Origin of the sequence: Thalassospira sp. SN3W, from assembly GCF_038070535.1 — a bacterium.
In the GTDB taxonomy this organism is placed as follows: domain Bacteria; phylum Pseudomonadota; class Alphaproteobacteria; order Rhodospirillales; family Thalassospiraceae; genus Thalassospira; species Thalassospira xiamenensis.
In genome coordinates, this window is the sequence record NZ_CP121124.1 from 4,039,016 (window position 1) to 4,058,560 (window position 19,545).

The 19,545-nt window shown below is 55.0% G+C and carries 18 protein-coding genes; 13 read left to right on the forward strand and 5 right to left on the reverse strand.

Annotated features, from left to right (window positions below; translation table 11 throughout):
- Positions 1-16: 16 nt before the first annotated feature.
- Both P8T57_RS18545 and P8T57_RS18550 read left to right on the forward strand, forming a co-directional pair.
- Positions 17-1,186, forward strand: a complete 1,170-nt coding sequence (locus tag P8T57_RS18545) for an iron-containing alcohol dehydrogenase (protein ID WP_037987541.1) — start codon at positions 17-19, stop codon at positions 1,184-1,186.
- Positions 1,187-1,232: 46 nt separating this feature from the next.
- Positions 1,233-2,090 (forward strand): type 1 glutamine amidotransferase, encoded by an 858-nt coding sequence (locus tag P8T57_RS18550; protein WP_341363977.1) that lies wholly within the window; start codon positions 1,233-1,235, stop codon positions 2,088-2,090.
- Here the strand turns inward: P8T57_RS18550 and P8T57_RS18555 are convergent.
- Positions 2,087-3,037, reverse strand: a complete 951-nt coding sequence (locus P8T57_RS18555) for a carbohydrate kinase family protein (RefSeq protein ID WP_341363978.1) — start codon at positions 3,035-3,037, stop codon at positions 2,087-2,089. The two genes, P8T57_RS18550 and P8T57_RS18555, sit on opposite strands and share 4 nt — an antisense overlap.
- Positions 3,038-3,182: 145 nt before the next feature.
- A complete protein-coding gene (locus tag P8T57_RS18560; protein WP_063093996.1) occupies positions 3,183-4,778 on the reverse strand; it encodes a bifunctional metallophosphatase/5'-nucleotidase in 1,596 nt (531 codons plus the stop codon).
- Positions 4,779-5,379: 601 nt separating this feature from the next.
- Between P8T57_RS18560 and P8T57_RS18565 the strand changes: the two genes are divergently transcribed.
- The 9 genes from P8T57_RS18565 to deoA all read left to right on the forward strand — a co-directional run bounded on the left by P8T57_RS18565 (position 5,380) and on the right by deoA (position 13,331).
- Positions 5,380-6,375, forward strand: coding sequence for a BMP family ABC transporter substrate-binding protein (locus P8T57_RS18565; RefSeq protein ID WP_341363979.1), 996 nt, complete (start codon positions 5,380-5,382; stop codon positions 6,373-6,375).
- Between the two features lie 49 nt (positions 6,376-6,424).
- The gene (locus P8T57_RS18570) at positions 6,425-7,999 is read left to right on the forward strand and encodes an ABC transporter ATP-binding protein (RefSeq protein WP_341365385.1); all 1,575 of its coding nucleotides are present in this window, start codon (positions 6,425-6,427) and stop codon (positions 7,997-7,999) included.
- Entirely contained in the window at positions 7,996-9,114 is a 1,119-nt protein-coding gene (locus P8T57_RS18575) for an ABC transporter permease (RefSeq protein WP_341363980.1), read from the forward strand. The genes P8T57_RS18570 and P8T57_RS18575 overlap by 4 nt, the downstream gene beginning before the upstream one ends.
- Complete coding sequence (locus P8T57_RS18580) at positions 9,114-10,085, forward strand: ABC transporter permease (RefSeq protein ID WP_341363981.1); 972 nt, start codon at positions 9,114-9,116, stop codon at positions 10,083-10,085. Before P8T57_RS18575 ends, P8T57_RS18580 begins: the two co-directional genes overlap by 1 nt.
- 163 nt (positions 10,086-10,248) lie before the next feature.
- Positions 10,249-10,428, forward strand: coding sequence for a hypothetical protein (locus P8T57_RS18585; RefSeq protein ID WP_071240098.1), 180 nt, complete (start codon positions 10,249-10,251; stop codon positions 10,426-10,428).
- Positions 10,429-10,443: 15 nt separating this feature from the next.
- Positions 10,444-10,569, forward strand: coding sequence for a hypothetical protein (locus P8T57_RS18590; RefSeq protein WP_278371619.1), 126 nt, complete (start codon positions 10,444-10,446; stop codon positions 10,567-10,569).
- A gap of 38 nt (positions 10,570-10,607) precedes the next feature.
- The gene (gene cdd / locus P8T57_RS18595) at positions 10,608-11,129 is read left to right on the forward strand and encodes a cytidine deaminase (protein WP_341363982.1); all 522 of its coding nucleotides are present in this window, start codon (positions 10,608-10,610) and stop codon (positions 11,127-11,129) included.
- Positions 11,126-11,932 (forward strand): purine-nucleoside phosphorylase, encoded by an 807-nt coding sequence (locus P8T57_RS18600; RefSeq protein WP_071240096.1) that lies wholly within the window; start codon positions 11,126-11,128, stop codon positions 11,930-11,932. Before cdd ends, P8T57_RS18600 begins: the two co-directional genes overlap by 4 nt.
- Before the next feature lie 58 nt (positions 11,933-11,990).
- Positions 11,991-13,331, forward strand: a complete 1,341-nt coding sequence (gene deoA, locus P8T57_RS18605; RefSeq protein ID WP_341363983.1) for a thymidine phosphorylase — start codon at positions 11,991-11,993, stop codon at positions 13,329-13,331.
- 66 nt (positions 13,332-13,397) lie between these two features.
- Here deoA and P8T57_RS18610 read toward each other — a convergent pair whose 3' ends face one another.
- Positions 13,398-15,029 (reverse strand): GMC family oxidoreductase N-terminal domain-containing protein, encoded by a 1,632-nt coding sequence (locus P8T57_RS18610; RefSeq protein ID WP_341363984.1) that lies wholly within the window; start codon positions 15,027-15,029, stop codon positions 13,398-13,400.
- Positions 15,030-15,322: 293 nt separating this feature from the next.
- On the opposite strand from P8T57_RS18610, the gene P8T57_RS18615 reads away from it, so the two are divergent.
- Positions 15,323-16,882, forward strand: coding sequence for a DASS family sodium-coupled anion symporter (locus P8T57_RS18615; protein ID WP_007089862.1), 1,560 nt, complete (start codon positions 15,323-15,325; stop codon positions 16,880-16,882).
- 106 nt (positions 16,883-16,988) lie between these two features.
- Entirely contained in the window at positions 16,989-17,753 is a 765-nt protein-coding gene (locus P8T57_RS18620) for a DeoR/GlpR family DNA-binding transcription regulator (RefSeq protein ID WP_037987529.1), read from the forward strand.
- A 20-nt stretch (positions 17,754-17,773) separates the two neighbouring features.
- Here the strand turns inward: P8T57_RS18620 and P8T57_RS18625 are convergent, their stop codons facing one another.
- Positions 17,774-18,598 (reverse strand): ATP-binding cassette domain-containing protein, encoded by an 825-nt coding sequence (locus tag P8T57_RS18625; protein ID WP_341363985.1) that lies wholly within the window; start codon positions 18,596-18,598, stop codon positions 17,774-17,776.
- 147 nt (positions 18,599-18,745) lie between these two features.
- Positions 18,746-19,534, reverse strand: coding sequence for an amino acid ABC transporter ATP-binding protein (locus P8T57_RS18630; RefSeq protein ID WP_071240091.1), 789 nt, complete (start codon positions 19,532-19,534; stop codon positions 18,746-18,748).
- Positions 19,535-19,545: the final 11 nt, after the last annotated feature.

A 19,545-nucleotide genomic window follows, 5' to 3' on the forward strand; every position in this document is an offset into this window, starting at 1 on the left:
CGCAAAGGATACAGAAATGACCAAGAAGATTGTTGGAAACTGGAACTTCCCTACCTCCGTGCGTTTTGGTCCGGGCCGTATTTCAGAACTGGCAGATGCCTGCAAGGCAACCGGCATGAAAAAGCCGTTGCTGATCACCGACGAGGGTCTTAAGGATCTGCCGATGGTACGTGATGCGATTGCCGCAAACGAAGCCGCAGGACTTCCGACCGGGCTGTTTGCCGGGGTCAAAGGCAACCCGACAGGCAAAAACGTTGAAGACGGTCTGGCGGTCTATCGTGCCGGCGGTCATGACGGTGTGATTGCCTTTGGTGGCGGTTCGGGCCTTGACGCGGCCAAGGCCGTTGCTCTGATGGCAGGGCAGACCCGCCCGATGTGGGATTTCGAGGATATCGGTGATTGGTGGACCCGCGCCGATCCGGCTGGTATCGCCCCGATTGTTGCCGTTCCGACCACGTCGGGCACCGGTTCCGAAGTGGGCCGTGCCAGCGTGATTACCAAAGAAGACACGCATGAAAAGAAAATCATCTTCCATCCGAAGATGTTGCCAGCAATCGTGATTTCCGATCCGGAACTGACCATTGGCCTGCCGCCGCATGTGACGGCGGCCACTGGTGTCGATGCGTTTGTTCATTGTTTCGAAGCCCATTGTGCGCCGGGTTATCATCCGATGGCGGATGGTGTGGCCATTGAAGGTATGCGCCTGATTGCCGACGCGCTGCCGCGCGCCTATGACAATGGCAAGGATATCGAGGCACGCGCCGATATGCTTTCGGCAGCGTCGATGGGGGCAACAGCCTTCCAGAAGGGGCTTGGCGGTGTTCACGCACTGGCCCATCCGATCGGGGCGATTTTTGATACCCACCATGGTCTGACCAATGCCATCCTTTTGCCGTATGTCATGCGGGCCAACCGCCGTGCGATTGAAGGCAATTGCGAAACGATTTGCCGTTTGCTGGGCCTTGCCGCACCGGGCTTTGACACCCTGTTTGAATGGGTTCTGGCGTTCCGTACCCGTCTTGGCATCGTCAATACGCTGGCGGAAATCGGTGTCGACGTAAACCGAGCCGACGAAGTCGCGACCAAAGCCAAGGGTGATCCGTCCGATGGTGGCAACCCGATTGAACTTTCGGTGGCTGATTATGCCGAAATCTTCCGTCGGGCCTGTGTCGGCGAGCTTGGCTAAGTTCAAGAAACGATAACCAGAACAATAACGGGATCAGGGTGTTATCATGGAAAACGTCAGAAAAATCCTGATTGTCGATGGCAATCGCCACGAAGTGAATGAATTGAACCGTTCACTGGGGGGATCGCCATCGGGCGAGGGATATGAAGCGGCCCTGAGACGCCTTGATCCTGAACTTGATATCACGATTGTCCGGCCTGCGGATGATGGGCCGGACTGTCTTCCCGACGGTGTGAAGCTTACCGATTTTGACGGCATTGCGTGGACCGGTTCGGCGCTGAATGCCTATATCGATGAAGACGCGGTTTTAAACCAGTTGCCATTGGCAAGGGCAACGGTTGAATCCGGTGTGCCGGTATTTGGCAGTTGCTGGGGCATGCAGATTGTTGCCCGTGCGTTTGGCGGTGAAGTGCGCGCATCGCCCAATGGGCGCGAGATCGGCGTGGGCCGCATGATCCGCCTGAACCGGGCAGGGGTTGCGCATCCGTTGTATCGCGGGAAATCGGTCTGTTTTTCTGCACTGACCGTGCATATGGACGAAGTATCGGTTCCGCCCAAGGGGGCGGTGATCCTTGCCGGGAACGAACACAGCCATATTCAGGCGTTTGTGATGGAAAATGACGGCCTGAAATTCTGGGGTGTGCAATATCATCCCGAATATACGCTGGCGGAACTTGCCGCCATTTTCCGGCGGTACGGGCAGCGCCTGATTGATGCCGGATTGTTCGCCGATCAGGGGGCGCTTGAAACCATGGCGACCAACTGGATGACGCTGCATCAGGACCCGGATCGGCGCGATCTTGCGTGGCAATACGGGATTGATAATGATGCGCTGCGCTATGAACGCAGATTGCTGGAACTTGGCAACTGGTTGAAGTATTCACTCGGTAAAATTCGCAGTTAGATCGTTTCTTTGTAGGCGTTTAACGCGCGTTCCTGAACCGTTTTGCTATCAAGGTTCCAGACAGTTGTGCCGTGGGTTTCCGCCGTCAGACTTGCCATGGCAAGGCCGGTACCAATCGCGGCGTCAAAGCCGGTTTCCAGTTTGCTGAACGCCGACAGGAAGCCCGAATAAAACGCATCCCCGGCTCCATTGACGTCAACGACCTTGGTGGGCAAAGGACGCCAGAAGGCAGTTTCACGGCCATCGGCAGATACGACACCCTTGGCACCCAGCGTTATGACAATATGGGGAATGCCATGATCGCGTAGAACCGTGATTGCGTTTTTGGCATCATCAATGTCGTTGATTTCAATACCGGATAAAACTTTTGCTTCGGCCCGGTTGGCGATCAGGACATCAAGTTTGTCCAGAAGTGGCTTGAAGCGTGCCGATTTTGACGGGGATACGGTCGCGGCACAAAAGCGTGATGTGCCTTTCTGGTCGGCTAGCCAGATCAGCGTTTCGGTCGGCAGATTGGCATCGACCATCCACCAGGGCCAGTTTTGAATATTTGCCAGTTGATCAGCCAGAAGATCGTATGTCAGGCGGTCATAGATTTCGGCATCCATCAGGCCGAGGGCCAGTTCGCCGGTTTCGTCAAGGATGGCGGTGTAACCCGCGGTATGGCCGCCGGGGATTTTGCGGATTTGCCGGGTATCGATACCGATTTCCGATAAGGAGCGGATGATCTGATCGCCGTCGCCATCGTCGCCGACTGCACCCAGCATACCGACATTACATCCCAGCAACCGCAGGTGAACCGCGATATTGCGACTGACGCCACCGGGTTTTCGGTGCAGGGTCCGGACAGGGTTTGACGCCGCAGGCACGAATGTTTCCGTGCATTGCAGGGTTCGGTCAAAATGGGCTGCGCCAAGGCAAAGGATGTTGCTGGCAGGGTTGATCAAGATGATGCTCTGTTTATTGTTAAACGGTCTTTGATGGCTGGCGCAAAGTCATAAGCTGCGGGGTCAATTCAACGCAAGCAAAACAAGAAGGGCGGCGTACGGGATCATCGTGCACCGCCCTTTGGCTAACCTGGTTAGTTCGGGTTTATTTCATCATGATACGATCATGGGTTGCCGGGATCATCGGCGAATTCATGCCGATATATTCCGCCACTGCCTGTTCAAGGTTCGGACCGAAATCATAGACATCGGTTGCGTTATCGCGGAACAGGGCATAACCATCCCCGCCATTGCGCATGAAGTCGTTCGAAACAACGCCATACGTTTTGGCCGGATCAATCGGAACGAAAGTACCGCCTTCATCGACCATAACGTTGGATATGCGCGATCCGACCGGTGCGTTAAGGTCCAGATCGAATTTCAGACCGGAAACCTGCGGGAACTGGCCTTTGCCCTCGGACACCATTGATACGCCATGTTCAAGGGACGCCACGACATCGGCACCGGTCAGTTTGAAGGTTGCCAGAGCATTCTGGAACGGCAGAACCGTCAGGACTTCGCCCATTGTCACGGTACCTTCGTCAATGCTGGCACGGATACCGCCACCATTCTGGATGGCGATCTGATACCCTTCGCCAGCTTTCCACAGCATGGCATCGGCAATCAGGGAACCCATGGCGCATTCCATCGCGCGGCAGCTTTCACGCGATCCATCGGCGGCCGTGGTGAAGCTTCCGACCTCAACCGTGCGAATGGCATCGACCGCACCGCTGACTTCGGCTATTTTCGCCAGAACGTCTTCGGCCGGTTTGATACTGGCATCAAGGGTGATCGGTTCGCCCGACCATGCCTTTGCAACGCCGTCATCGTCAAAGGTGACCTCAAGCGCGCCGAGATAGCGGCTATAGGCGTAGGCCTGAACGACCAGAACTGGTTTGCCATCCGGTGCGGTTTCAACGACCGGGTAGGGATAGTCGGCCTTTTCATTGGTGTTCGAGAAGAGCTGGTTGTCATGTCCGCCAACGATGACATCGATGCCGCTGACGGTTTTTGCCAGTTCAAAATCCTTGTAGGACCCGGAATGGCTCATAACGATAATTTTGTTGATGCCCTTCAGGCGCAGGCGGGCAACGGAATAGCGCAACGCCATTTCGGAATCGGTGATGCTGACATGATCACCCGGGCTTGAAATATCCGGGGTTTCTTCGGTCGTGATACCGATCAGGCCGATTTTCTCGCCCCCGACTTCGACGATGGTGTCGGGCTTGATGAAGCCTTCAAGGCCGGAACCGCCAAGCGGCTTGACGTTGGCCGACAGAACCGGAATTTTGCTGGTTTTGATGAAGGCGGCAAGAACATCGGGACCATCGTCGAATTCGTGGTTGCCAATCGTCATGGCATCATAACCCGCCATTGCCATCAGTTCGGCGGTCAGTTTGCCCTTGTAGGTCGAATAATAAAGCGACCCCTGGAACTGATCACCGCCGTCCAGAACAAGGACATTGCCGCCCATGGCGCGATTGTCGCGAATGGCGGTTGCAAGGCGCGCGTAACCGCCAAAGCATTTACCTTCGGTTTCGTCTTCTGCGCTGCAGCTGTTGTTGTATTTGGTAACTGATTCAACGCGATCATGAACGTCGTTGGTATGCAGGATACGAAGATCATAATCCGCAAGTGCCGAACCGGCACCAAAAGTCAGCATCGTGCAGGCCGAAAGAAGCCCGGCAATTTTCCGTTTCATTTTTTATCTCCGAACAAGCCGTTGCACCGGCATCCCTCGACCCGGTGTGGCATGAAAAGTCAAATCCCTGAACGCACGCGATCCTAGCATTAAAATTCCGGCGGGGGTACGCCCGGTTGATGACGTGACGGTTAAATTGTCGATCTGAATTTGTCTGGGCGGGGCGTTGTATTTTCATTTCAATGCAGAATCGGACGGCGCCGTTTTCGGGGCAGTAGGCCGAATTGTAGAAATGGCGCGCGGTGCAATTATGAAATTCTTTAAGAAATAGTATCGGCAGCGGCTAAAATGTCAGCGTTTGCTAATGCGGTAAAAACTAAGGGAAACCCCGCAGATAGACGCCAAAATGACAAGCTGGGGTAGAATGAATTCTGACCGAATGGACAGGTTTTGTGTCAATGGTCCGTGCTCTGCTATTTACAGAGTACCGTATTTTGTAGTTACCATAGGCGTTCTGTAGCAGATACGCACAAGAGGCACCGGTATCCGGGGCAAAAAAAAGCGGTGCTGCTGCATGAAACACTTTTTCGATGAGGGAGTCCTGCCGGTTAAGGGCGCTGGCGGGATATAAAAGAGAATCAAGCAATAGAAGGGCATCGGAATGAAAAAGCTTCTGACCTCCATGGTCGCGGCTGTTGCATGCTATGCAGGTGTAGCGAGCGCAGCAGAAATCAACCCGGCAGTCGTTTATGACATGGGTGGCCGTTTTGACCGTTCGTTTAACCAGGGCGCATATAACGGTGCCGAAAAATACAAGGCCGACAAGGGCGTCGAGTATCGCGATTTCGAGATCCAGAACGATTCGCAGCGCGAACAGGCAATGCGCAACTTCGCACGCCGTGGCATGAACCCGATTGTTGCAATCGGCTTCTCGCAGGCGTCCGCCCTTGAGAAAGTTGCAACCGAATTCCCCGACACCAAGTTCACGATCGTTGATATGGTTGTTGACCTGCCGAACGTTCAGTCGGTGGTTTTCAAGGAACATGAAGGTTCGTTCCTGGTTGGTGTTCTGGCAGCCATGGCATCGGAAACCGGCAAGGTCGGCTTCATCGGTGGCATGGACATTCCGCTGATCCGCAAATTTGCCTGCGGTTATGCACAGGGCGTTAAATACGCCAATGGCGATGCCGAAGTTTTCCAGAACATGACCGGCACCACCGGTGCGGCATGGAATGACCCGGTTAAAGGTGGCGAGCTTGCGAAATCGCAGTTCGACCGAGGGGCTGACGTTGTCTATCACGCAGCAGGCGGCACCGGTGTCGGTGTTCTGCAGGCTGCAGCGGATGCCGGCAAACTTGGCATTGGTGTTGACTCCAACCAGAATGCCCTGCATCCGGGTTCGGTTCTGACCTCAATGCTCAAACGTGTTGACGTTGCTGTTTACGAAGCGTTCGACGCGGCAGCCAACGACACATGGAAGCCGGGCGTCACCGTTCTTGGTCTTGCAGAAGGCGGCGTTGACTGGGCGCTTGACGAGAACAACGAAAAGCTTATCACCGACGACATGAAAGCGGCTGTTGCCAAAGCCAAGGAAGAAATCATTTCCGGCAACCTTGAAGTCCACGATTACATGAGCGACAGCGCCTGCCCGATGTAAGGCAGGACGAACAAACCGGGGATTTGTAGTGTCGGATACGATGCATCAAATGCACGGCGCCGGGGAGACCGGTGCCGTGCAACCCGCTATTGAACTGCGCGGTATAGACAAGCGGTTCGGTGCGGTACACGCGAATAAATCAATCGATCTGAAAGTCGAAAAGGGTACGATTCACGGCATCGTCGGGGAAAACGGTGCAGGGAAATCGACCTTGATGAGTATTCTGTACGGTTTTTATCAGGCTGATGCGGGCACCATCCATGTCGATGGCAGGCTTTGCGATATAAAGGGATCCGAAGACGCCATTGCGGTCGGGATCGGCATGGTTCATCAGCACTTCATGCTGGTTGAGCCCTTTACGGTTCTTGAAAACGTTATTCTGGGTGTCGAGGGTGGGGCGATCCTGCGCGAGGGCGTTGATAAAGCCCGCGGGGAGCTTAAACGTCTGGAGCGTGAATATGCGCTTGACGTTAATCCCGATGCCATTGTGGGTGATCTGTCTGTTGGCTTGCAGCAGCGCGTTGAAATTCTGAAAGCCCTTTATCGGGGGGCCGAAATTCTAATTCTGGACGAGCCGACCGGGGTTCTGACCCCGCAGGAAGCCGATCATCTGTTCCGCATTCTTGAAACCCTGAAACATCAGGGTAAAACGGTTGTTCTGATCACGCATAAACTGCGCGAAATCATGGCGGCAACGGACAATGTTTCCGTGATGCGCCAGGGTGAAATGGTGGCCCATCGCAAAACGGCCGAAACCAGCCCCGAAGAACTTTCCGAACTGATGGTCGGCCGCAAGGTGCTTTTGCGCCTTGAAAAGGGTGAAGCCGCACCGGCGGAAACTGTTCTTGAGGTTGATAATCTGTGTGTTGAAACATCGCAGGGTGTGCGCAAGGTCAAGAATGCCAGCTTTAAGGTGCGCGCCGGCGAGATCGTCGGCATTGCCGGGGTTTCCGGCAACGGGCAAAGTGAACTTCTTGAAGCGCTTGGCGGTATACGTGCGGTAACCGAAGGACAGGTCCTTTTAAACGGGCAAGATGTCACACCCGGTCGTGGTGTGGATGCCGCCGAACTGCGCAAACGCGGTGTCGCTCATGTGCCCGAAGATCGTCATCGCATGGCAATGGTGACGTCATTTTCGGCCAAGGAAGCCGCTATTCTCGGTTACGAGGATGACGCGGCCTATCAGAAGGGTCTTTTCCTGAACTGGCATGCGATTTCCGATGCGACCGAACATATGATGTCGGAATTCGACGTGCGGCCAAATGATCCTGATCTGAAAGCAGCCAATTTTTCCGGCGGCAACCAGCAGAAGCTGGTTTTGGCGCGTGAAATCATGCGCGATCCAGAGCTTCTTCTGGTCGGACAGCCGACGCGCGGTGTCGATATCGGTGCCATCGAATTCATTCACAAACGTATTGTTGCGATGCGCGATGCTGGCAAGGCCGTCTTGCTGGTATCCGTCGAACTGGACGAAATCATGTCTCTTGCCGACCGCATACTGGTGATGTGTGATGGTTCCATCATCGGTGAAGTTTCTGCTGCCGAAGCAAATGAACGGGTTCTTGGCCTGATGATGGCCGGGGTTGACCCCCATGAAGCCAAAGCCGCGGAGGGCCACGCATGAGTGATACCGTTCAACTGCCGCGCTGGATTGATGTTGGTGCGTTGCCGCTGCTCAATCTTCTGCTGGCACTCGTTGTTTCGGGGCTTGTTGTTCTGGCGATTGGTGAAAGCCCGACACAAGTTGTTGAAATTCTGCTTTATGGTGCGTTCGGCTATGAAGAGGCGTGGGGTTATACGCTTTATTACACCACGAACTTCATCTTTACCGGTCTGGCATTTGCCGTGGCATTCCATTGCGGGCTGTTCAATATCGGTGCCGAGGGGCAGGCTTATGTCGGGGGGCTTGGTGTCATTCTTGCGGCCCTTTACCTTGATTTTCTGCCATTTCCGATCATGCTGATCGTTGCCATTCTGGCCGCGGCAATTTTCGGTGCGGCCTGGGCCTATATCCCGGCATATCTGCAGGCGCGTCGCGGGTCGCATGTCGTGATCACCACGATCATGTTCAACTTTATTGCGTCTTCGCTAATGGTTTATCTGCTGGTCAATGTTCTGCGCCCACAGGGATCAATGACCCCGGAAAGCGAACAGATCGCCGAACATCTGCGTTTGCCGTTCATTCATGACATCGCCGCAGGCCTTGGTCTGGAAATGGCAAGCAGTCCGCTGAACCTCTCATTCGTTTACGCGCTTGTCTGCAGTGTTCTGGTGTGGCTGTTCATCTGGCATACAAGATGGGGTTATGCGATCCGCACCGTGGGTGCCAATGCGGTTGCCGCGACCTATGCCGGGATCGAGCCGGGGCGTTACATCATCATGGCGATGATGATTTCAGGCGCGCTTTCGGCCTTCATGGCGCTTAACGAAGTGATGGGTGTTCAGCACCGGTTGCTGATCGATTTTACGGCCGGTTACGGCTTTGTCGGGATTGCGGTTGCCCTGATGGGGCGCAATCATCCGTTTGGTATTTTCCTGGCGGCATTGCTGTTTGGGATGCTGTATCAGGGCGGGGCGGAGCTCAGCTTTGAAATCCCGACGATTTCGAACGATATGGTCGTGGTTATTCAGGGGCTTGTTATCCTGTTTACCGGTGCGATGGAACATATGTTCCGTCCGCGCGTGACCCGGATTTATACAGCGTGGCATTTGCGCCGCCGTGCGCAGGAGGCCGCATAATGGATAATTTTGAACTGGTTATCCTGCTTCTGGATGCGACGCTTCGGACATCGACCCCGCTTATTCTTGCCGCACTGGCCGGGATGTTTTCAGAACGGTCGGGTACGATCAACCTGGCACTTGAAGGCATGATGCTGGGCGGGGCGTTTTCGGCTGCTGCGGTGGCTTATTATATCGGAAATCCCTGGGCCGGGTTGCTGGCTGCAATCGCGACGACGATCTGCCTTTCGCTTCTGCATGGTTTTGCCTGCATCACGCATAAGGGCAATCAGGTCGTGTCGGGCATGGCGATCAATATCCTGATGTCGGGTCTAACGGCATTGGTCGGGATTGCCCTGTTTGCGCAGGGCGGTAAGACTCCGTCGCTTGATCATGGATCGCGGTTCCAGCCGATTACCTTGCCCGGCGCGGATGCCGTTGCCGATGTCCCGGTTCTGGGATCGATTTATTCAGAATTGCTGAGCGGTCATAACATCCTTGTCTATGTCGCGTTTCTGGCAGTACCAGCCGCGTGGTGGGTGATGTATCGCACCCGTTTCGGTTTGCGTCTGCGTGCGGTTGGTGAAAACCCGGGGGCCGTTGATACCGCTGGTATCGACGTGGTTGGCATGCGTTATCGGGCGGTGATTTGCAGTGGTTTTCTTGTCGGCATGTCGGGGGCGTATCTTTCAACCGCGCAGGGTGCGTCGTTCCTGCAGGATATGACGGCGGGCAAGGGTTATATTGCGCTGGCGGCGATGGTATTTGGTAAATGGCGGCCTTTCCCGGCACTGTTTGCGTGCCTGCTGTTTGGTTTCCTTGATGCCGCGGCAACCCGCATGCAGGGTGTTATCCTGCCGGGGATCGGCGAGGTGCCGGTGCAACTGGTGCAGGCATTGCCCTATATTTTGACGGTGATCCTGCTGGCGGGCTTTATTGGCCGCGCCATTCCGCCCAAATCGCTTGGTCGTCCGTATGTGAAGGAACGCTGATCGCGCTGCGATCAGCTTCCCGATCCGGCATAACTGGCAAACGAGGCTGTGATGAATTGCAAACAGGTCTTTTCCATCATTGCCGTTCTGACGGTTTCGATACCCGCGATGGTTTTTGCCTTGCAGGCCGCAGAAATTGCATCGGCAGTTGTTTATTCGACCAGTGCAGCGTGGAAGGACCGCGAGCCGTGGTGCCGAACTGGCAGCCACACAGATCGGTCTTGGTGCGGATGTTGTTTTGCAACTGGCCGGTGGCACGGGAATTGGCATTCTGCAGGTAAAAGTGGATGCCGGAAAGCTTGAGATTGTATCAGATGCAAACCAGAACGGACTGCATTCGTAATCGATTCTGACATCGATGGTTAAGCATGTCGATGTTGCCGTTTTCGAGGCATTCGCGGCGGTGCGAGATGGGGACTGGAAACCGGGTATTCTAAGTCTTGGCCTTGCCGAAGACGGGGTTGACTGGACGTTAGACGATTAACAGGGACCTGATCATGCCTGCGATGAAGGATGCGGCCGATGCGGCGCGCAACGACATCATCAACGCCAGGTTACGGTTCACGACTATATGCAGAATGGAACCTGCCCGCGATAAGCGGCAGGAAAAACAGGATAAGACATATGACATCGCAAACTGTAACCAACGCCCCCCGCGATTTGATTGATGCGGCACTTGCCGCGCGTGACAGGGCATATGCGCCCTATTCGAAATTCCACGTCGGCGCAGCCCTTCGGACGGAGCGCGGGCAGATCATTGCCGGATGCAATGTTGAAAACGCGGCCTATCCCGAAGGTGTTTGTGCCGAGGCCGGGGCGATTTCGGCGATGGTTCTGTCGGGTGAAACCAAGTTTGACGAAATCGTCGTTGTGGGGCTGGGGGATGTTGCCTGTACGCCATGTGGCGGGTGTCGCCAGAAAATCCGGGAATTCACTGGATCGGATGCGACGATCTATATCATCAATGATGCAGGCAAAACGCTTTTGACCCTGACACGTGAAGAACTTATTCCCCATTCCTTCGGGCCGGAGAATTTGAAATGAGCAACGTCAAAGCCGCATTGGAAATCATTGCCGCCAAGGCACCGGGCTTTAAGGCCGAGGTCGCACTTGTTCTTGGCAGTGGGCTGGGGGGCGTTGTTGACGCCGTCAGTGATGCAATCAAAATTTCCTATACCGACCTGCCGGGATTTCCTAAGCCGACGGTGGAGGGCCACGGCGGGCAGTTGGTGCTTGGCAGGATTGGTGGTGTATTGGTTGCCGTCATGCAGGGGCGGGCGCATTATTATGAACATCGCCGTTCGGATTTGATGAGCGAGCCGCTCGAGACATTGCGTGAATTGGGTGCCGACCGGCTTATCCTTACCAATGCGGCAGGGTCGCTTATTCCCGAGGCATCACCGGGGAACCTGATGCTGATTACGGATCATATCAGCCTGTTTGGGCCCAATCCGTTGATCGGATATCATGGCAATGATCGTTTTGTCGGAATGGATGTGCCGTATGATCCGGAAATCGGATCGGGTTTGAAAAATACAGCGGCGGAGCTTGGCATTAATCTGTTTGAAGGCACTTATTGCTGGTGCACCGGGCCGAGTTTCGAAACGCCGGCCGAAATTCGCGCGCTTAAGGTTCTGGGGGCGGATGCGGTGGGCATGTCGACGGTGCCGGAAAACATTCTTGCCCGGCGTCTGGGATTCCGGGTGGCGGCTGTTTCAAACATCACCAATCTGGCCGCGGGCATGAGCCCGACTGCCCTTAGTCATGAACAGACGCTTGAGATGGCGAAAGAAGGATCTGCCAATTTGATCAAGATCCTGCTGCGGTATTTTTCAAGTGATGCATGAAGATTTCTTGGTCGGGTTTGGAAACGTAATTCAATAATAAGCGCGCAGGAGACAGCATATGCTGCCGCAGGAAATCATTCGCCGCAAACGTGAAGGCGAAGTACTGACCGATGCCGAAATTGCCTTTTTCGTCAAAGGCATTGCCGATGAAAGCATCAGCGAGGGGCAGGTTGCCGCCCTTGCCATGGCGGTTTTTTTTAACGGCATGACCATGGATGAACGTGCGGCCCTTACGCGCAATATGCGCGATTCCGGCACCGTTCTTGATTGGAAGGCGCTTGGCCTTGACGGACCGGTTGTTGATAAACATTCAACCGGTGGCGTTGGCGACAAGGTCAGTTTGATGCTGGGGCCGATTGTTGGCGCGTGCGGTGCATTTGTTCCGATGATTTCGGGACGCGGATTGGGCCATACGGGCGGCACATTGGACAAGTTTGATTCCATTCCCGGCTATCGAACCGCGCCGACCTTGGATGAATTTGCCAAGGTCACCCGTGAAGTCGGTTGTGCGATCATCGGGCAGACCGCCGATCTTGCCCCGGCGGACAAGCGTTTTTATGGCATTCGCGATGTCACCGCGACGGTCGAAAGCATTCCGTTGATCACCGCATCAATCCTGTCGAAAAAGCTGGCAGCGGGTCTGGATGCGCTGGTTATGGATGTCAAATTCGGATCGGGCGCCTTCATGAATGAATATGATCGTGCGCGCGAACTGGCCGAAAGCATCACCGAAGTCGCAACCCGCAATGGTGTACCGACAACGGCCCTTTTGACCGATATGGAACAGGTTCTAGGCGATACGGTCGGCAACGCGCTTGAAATGCACGAAGCGGTTGATTTCCTGACCGGCAAGCATCAGGAACAGAGGGTTTATGATGTTACGATGGCGCTGGCAGCGGAAATGCTGTCATTGACCGGTGTTGCAACCGATGTTGCCGATGGTTTGCAGAAAGCAAGCGACGCCCTGACATCGGGCAGGGCTGCCGAGGTGTTTGGTAAAATGGTGTCGGCCCTTGGCGGCCCGGCTGATTTTATCGAAAACACGTCGGCCCATCTTGAAGCAGCACCAATGATCAAGCCCGTGAGCGCGGCAAAGACTGGGCGCGTTGTATCGATGGATGCGCGCAAGGTCGGTCTGGCGCTGGTTGCGTTGAAAGGTGGCCGGACGCGTGCCGATCAGAAGATCGACTTTGCTGTCGGTTTTACCGAATTCATCAAGGTCGGGCAGGCCGTTTCGGCCGATACGCCGCTTTGTATCGCTCATATCCGTGATCAGGCACAGCTTGACGAGGCGACGGCGCTGTTGCGCGAGGCAATCGTAATTGGTGATGGCGAGGTCGCCAGAACCGGTTCTGCCGCGGCAGTGCGCGAACGGATCGTTGCCCGCACCAAAGGGTGATCACACAACTGAGAATGCAAAAGGCCGGGTAGGTGACTGCCCGGCCTTTTTGTCTGGTTTTTGTGGCTAGTTGCGTACGCTTGCCATAATCATGGCCGCGGCTTTTTCCGCAATCATGATGGTCGGTGAATTGGTGTTACCCGACGTGATGGTGGGCATGATCGATGCATCCGCAATCCGAAGCCCGTCAAGCCCGCGCAGGCGCAATTGCGGGTCAACCACCGATGCCGGGTCCGTACCCATGCGACATGTGCCAACGGGGTGGAAAATTGTCGTGCCGATATTACCTGCGGCTTTGACCAGATCATCCTCTGTCTCGTATGACGGACCGGGTTTGAATTCTTCGGGCCGGTACGGGGCAAGGGCGGGCTGATTGGCAATTTTGCGGGTCAGTCGGATTGAGTCTGCCGCAACCTTTTTATCGGCATCCGCGCTCAGGTAATTCGGGGCGATGGCAGGTTGATTGCGGAAATCGGGTGATTTCAGATGGATGCTACCGCGACTTTGCGGCCGCAGGTTACAGACGCTTGCCGTAAAGGCCGGGAAGGGATGGACAGGGTCACCGAACTTTTCAAGTGACAGCGGCTGCACATGATACTGCAGGTTCGCCGTTTCGAATGATGCATCCGATTTGGTGAAGATACCAAGCTGGCTGGGGGCCATCGACATCGGCCCTGATTGATTAAACAGGTATTCCAGAGCGATCCCGGCCTTTCCGACAAGGCTGCTGGCCTGTTCGTTCAAGGTCCGAATGCCAGAGACCTTGAAGGCGCAGCGCAATTGAAGGTGATCCTGAAGGTTTTCACCGACCTGTGCGCTTTCATGGATAGTCTGGATGCCATGTTTTTGCAAAACATCGCCGCGACCAATACCCGACAATTCCAGAATATGGGGCGATCCGACGGCACCGGCCGACAGAACGATTTCACGACGTGCCGTGACGGTTTCAATCTGGCCACTGCGGTCATATTCAACGCCCGTGACGCGACCGTTTTCAATGATCAGGCGACGAACTTGCGCGTGCGTGCGCAGTTCGAGGTTTTTGCGCGACAGGGCAGGCTTCAGAAATGCCTTCGAGGTATTCCAGCGAATGCCGCGTTTCTGGTTGACGGCGAAATAGCCCGACCCCTCGTTATTGCCGCGGTTGAAGTCGGCGACCTTGGGGATGCCTGCCTGTTCGGCGGCATCCTGAAAGGCATCAAGGATTTCCCAGCGCACGCGCGCCTGTTCAACCCGCCATTCGCCGCCTGACCCGTGCATATCATCTGAGCCGAGATAGTAATCTTCGGATTTTCTGAAATGCGGCAAGACGTCATCCCAGCCCCAACCGTTACATCCCGATTGCCGCCAGTGATCATAATCGGCAGCCTGACCACGCATATAGATCATGCCGTTGATCGACGAACATCCGCCCAGAACCTTGCCGCGCGGATATCCCAGTGATCGGCCATTCAGGCCGTTCTCGGCCTCGGTTTTGAAGCACCAGTCGACATTCGAATTGCCAATGCAATAAAGGTAACCCACGGGAATATGAATCCATGGATTGGTATCCTTGCCGCCGGCCTCTAGCAGAAGAATGCTGGCATCGCCCATTTCCGAGAGGCGATTGGCCAATGTGCATCCGGCAGAACCGGCGCCAATGATAATGTAATCGAAGCTATCCAATGATCGAACTCCGTTGCGTGACGCGGGGATCATTCCGGACAGGGTAAGGTCGTGTGATCATGTTTTCTATCCTCCCAGTGGTATCGTTGTTTCGGCAGCACAATTGGCTACATTTGATTTTGGCTGTAACGCTATCATTGATCGCCGGGATCGGAAATATAATCGATGGCGGGATGCGTTCCGCGATACGGAAAACTCCGAAAGTAATTGAAAATTGGAATAATTATATAAAAATCAAACTGTTGCGAAGAGATTGTGATGTCGTAAGTTGATGGCATATCACAGCGTTTCACAGCACATATGCTGCCTTATGGCCGGAGCATCCGATGATCCGATTTCCTCTGATTGACAGGCTTCCGATCTCGTCGACGGGTGCCAACCCGGCATCGCCCCGCCGACCCGGAGCATTACGGCGGCAGGCCGGGCTTTGGGGCGGGATGATCCTGTTTGTTGCCATGGTGCTGATGGAGCCACCAAGTGGCATGAGTTCGATTGCCTGGTACTCGGCATCCCTTGCCGCCTTGATGGCCGTTTGGTGGTTGTCGGAAGCGATCCCGATAGCGGCAACAGCACTGGTGCCGGTCGCCCTGGCGCCGGTATTTGGTTTGGCATCGGTTGCACAGGTAACGCCGCACTATGCCAATCCCCTGATATTCATGTTTTTGGGGGGATTCATCATTGCGATCGCCATGGAGCGCTGGAACCTGCATCGACGCATTGCGCTGATGATCCTGAAAACGGTAGGGTTTAGGCCGCGTGCTCTTGTCGGGGGCTTCATAACCGCCACGGCATTCCTTTCGATGTGGGTCAGTAATACCGCAACCGCGACGATGATGTTGCCGATTGCGCTTTCGATTGTGAATTTGCTTCGAGACAATGAAACGGAACCGTCCAGAGGCATTGAGGACGACGATGAAAGTGTGACGGAAAAGCTTGCTCCGCTGACGCGCAATTTTGCGCTGGCGCTTCTATTCGGGATTGCCTTTGGTGCAAGCATCGGCGGGATCGGGACCCTGATCGGGACGCCGCCGAATGCGTTGCTTGCCGGTTATCTTGCCAGTAACTTTGATGTCAGCATAGGGTTCGGGCAATGGATGATGCTGGGGGTTCCGTTTGCTGCGGTCCTTTTGCTATTCTGCTGGTGGATACTGACATCTGTTGTCTATCCGCAGGCGGATGATCTTCCGGAAAATGCACGACATGCTTTGGCGCGTGATATTGCCGCACTGGGACCGATGTCACGCGGGGAGAAGTCGGTTGCCATCGTCTTTGTGGCGACGGCCTGCCTGTGGCTTTTCCGACCGCTGATCGAGGTGGCTTTGCCCGATGTCCCGATCAGCGATGCATCGATTGCGATGTTTGCTGCGATTGCCTTGTTTGCGATCCCGGTCAAGGCACGTGAAAATCTTTATGTGCTGGATTGGAAGGCGACATTGCGGTTGCCTTGGGGCGTTTTGCTTTTGGTGGGCGGCGGACTGGCGTTAGGGGCGTTGATCAATGACAGCGGCCTTGCGGCCTGGATTGCCGGAAATGCCGGTGCTTTACCAGACCTGCCGGTGTTCGTGCAGATCGGTCTGATTGCCTTGATGGTGATCCTGATCAGCCATCTGACATCCAATACGGCGACGGCTGCAACCTTTTTGCCTCTGGTGGCAACTTATGCGTTGGGCGAGGGCATCGACCCGCTATTGCTTGCCGTGCCGGTGGCGATTGCCGCAAGCTGTGCCTTCATGTTGCCGGTGGCAACGCCCCCGAATGCTATTGTTTTTGCCAGCGGCTATCTGAAAATTGGCGATATGGTTCGCGCCGGTGCGGTTGTGAACCTTGCCGGGCTTGCTCTGCTGGTGGTGTTTTCCATGATTCTGGTGCCCATTCTGTTTAAATAACAACTTCTTTGTGCGCAGGGCTTGCATTGCCGTTCATTAGAAAGCATTTTGATCGGTAACGAAAATTAACAATCAAAGACGAAAATTCAGGGCGGAAGGAAACAATATGGGCAAGCTTGATCGGCGGCGTCGCGAAATTCTTGAACTGGTCGCGGCGAACAGTTTCATGACGATTGACACATTGGCCGATCATTTTGCCGTTACCCCCCAGACCATTCGACGTGATATCAACGAGATGGCCGAAGAAGGGCTTGTTGCGCGTTATCATGGCGGGGCGGCCAGCCTTTCGACCACGGAAAACACGGCATATACTGATCGGCAGGTTCTTAACCTTGGCAGCAAGCGCGAGATTGCCAAGCTGGTAGCGCAGCATATCCCCGAAGGGGCGTCGATATTCATCAATATCGGCACCACGAATGAAGAGGTTGCGCGCGCGTTATCGTCACACAAGAGCCTGAAAATCATCACCAATAACCTGCATGTCGCCCAGATTTGTGCCGCCAATCCGGGCTTTGAGGTGATTATTGCCGGTGGCGTTGTTCGTCAGCGTGACTTTGGCGTAATTGGTGAGGCGACCATCGATTTTATCAACCAGTTCAAGGTCGATTACGCGATTGTCGGGATTTCCGGCGTTGACGAAGATGGTAGTCTGATGGATTTCGACTATCGCGAAGTCCGGGTGGCGCGTGCGATCATTTCCAATGCCCGCCAGACGTTCCTGTGTACCGATGCATCGAAATTCGGGCGGCGCGCGATGGTGCGGTTGGGGCATCTCTCGGAAATTGACGCCCTGTTTACCGACCGTCATCCCGGCCCGGTTTGGGCCGATGTCATCCGTGAAGCGGATTTGTCAGTTTATACCGCGAATTGACCGGCAACAACGATTTGCGATCAGGCAACCATATGGTCGCCGCGCTTGCCCATCCGCATGGTGATCGGACCTTGTGACGAACCATTGAGCATCTGGGTCAGATGTTCGTTATGGGCGTGATCAATATCGTTTGTCGGACCCGACCAGTAAACTTTGCCCGCGTGCATCATCACAAGGTTAGCGTAACGCGTGCGTGCGATCTGCATGTCATTGGTGATGGTAATGACGGTGGTACCGCGCTGGGTCGCGATCTTGCTGATCATCAGTTCGATATGGTTCGACAGAACCGGATCAAGACCCGCGGTCGGATTATCAAGCAGCAGAATTTCCGGATCGGTTGAAATGGCACGCGCAATGCCAACGCGCTTTTGCATGCCGCCGGAAAGATCACCCGGGGAAAGAAAGGCACTGTCTTCGGACAGGCCAACATGACCAAGCAGGTCGACCGCATGATCCTTGGCTTCTTTGCGGGTCATGGTTCCGCGCTCTATCTGGCGAAAACAGATATTTTCCCAAACCTTCATGCTGTCAAACAGGGCGTTTTGCTGAAACAGCATGCCAATCCGTTCGGCCCAATGTTTTCGCGCAGGCGAACTGACCTGGCTGACATCGTCACCGCCCAGCATGATCTTACCGCTGTCGGCTCCGTGAAGACCGACGATACATTTCAAAAGCACGCTTTTACCAGCCGCCGATGGGCCGATGATTGCCATGGTTTCACCCTTGCCGAGCGACAGGCTGACATCATCAAGCGCGGTATTCGGACCGAACTTTTTGGTCAGTGACTGAACCGTGATGAAGCCCGATGTTGACGCAGCGGTAGCAGGTGTGGAAGGCGTGGTCATGAAGATGTTTATCCATTGCTGTTTGCCCGCCGATCTTCGGCATTTGACGGGCAGGGGGCAAGCCCGAAATTTGCAAAAAAGAAAACGGCCCCGTTTCGGGGGGCCGTTTCCGGTACGCAATCTGTGGAAGTCCACCGGGCGTTTTGCCTAGTGCGACAGGATCTGGCTGAGAAACAGCTTGGTCCGTTCGCTTTTGGGGTTCGCAAAGAATTCCTGCGGACCTGCCATTTCAACGATTTCACCGGCATCCATGAATACGACACGGTCGGCGACTTCTTTGGCGAAGCCCATTTCGTGGGTCACGCAAAGCATGGTCATGCCTTCCTTGGCGAGTTCGACCATAACGTCGAGCACTTCCTTGACCATTTCCGGGTCAAGGGCCGAAGTCGGTTCATCGAACAGCATGATTTTCGGCTGCATGCAGAGCGAGCGGGCGATTGCCACACGCTGTTGCTGACCGCCGGAAAGCTGGCCGGGGAATTTGTGCGCCTGCTCTGCAATCCTGACACGTTCCAGATAGTGCATCGCTAGATCAATGGCTTCTTTCTTGGGCATCTTGCGAACCCAGATCGGGGCAAGCGTCAGGTTTTCCAACACGGTCATGTGCGGGAAAAGGTTGAAGTGCTGGAACACCATGCAGACTTCGCGGCGCACGGCTTCGATGTTTTTGACATCGTCGCCAAGCAGAATGCCATCAACGGTGATTTCGCCGCTCTGATAGGTCTCAAGACGGTTGAGTGTGCGGATCAGGGTCGATTTACCCGAACCGGACGGCCCGCAGATAACGATGCGCTCGCCCTTGCGGACATGCAGGTCGATATCCTTGAGAACATGGAAATTGCCATACCATTTGTTGGCCTTGCTGACGGTGATCACTTCCTCGTTCGACGGAGGAGGGACAACGCCATTGGTGGTTTGTACTTCTGTAGCTGTCATTGTTTTTTTCC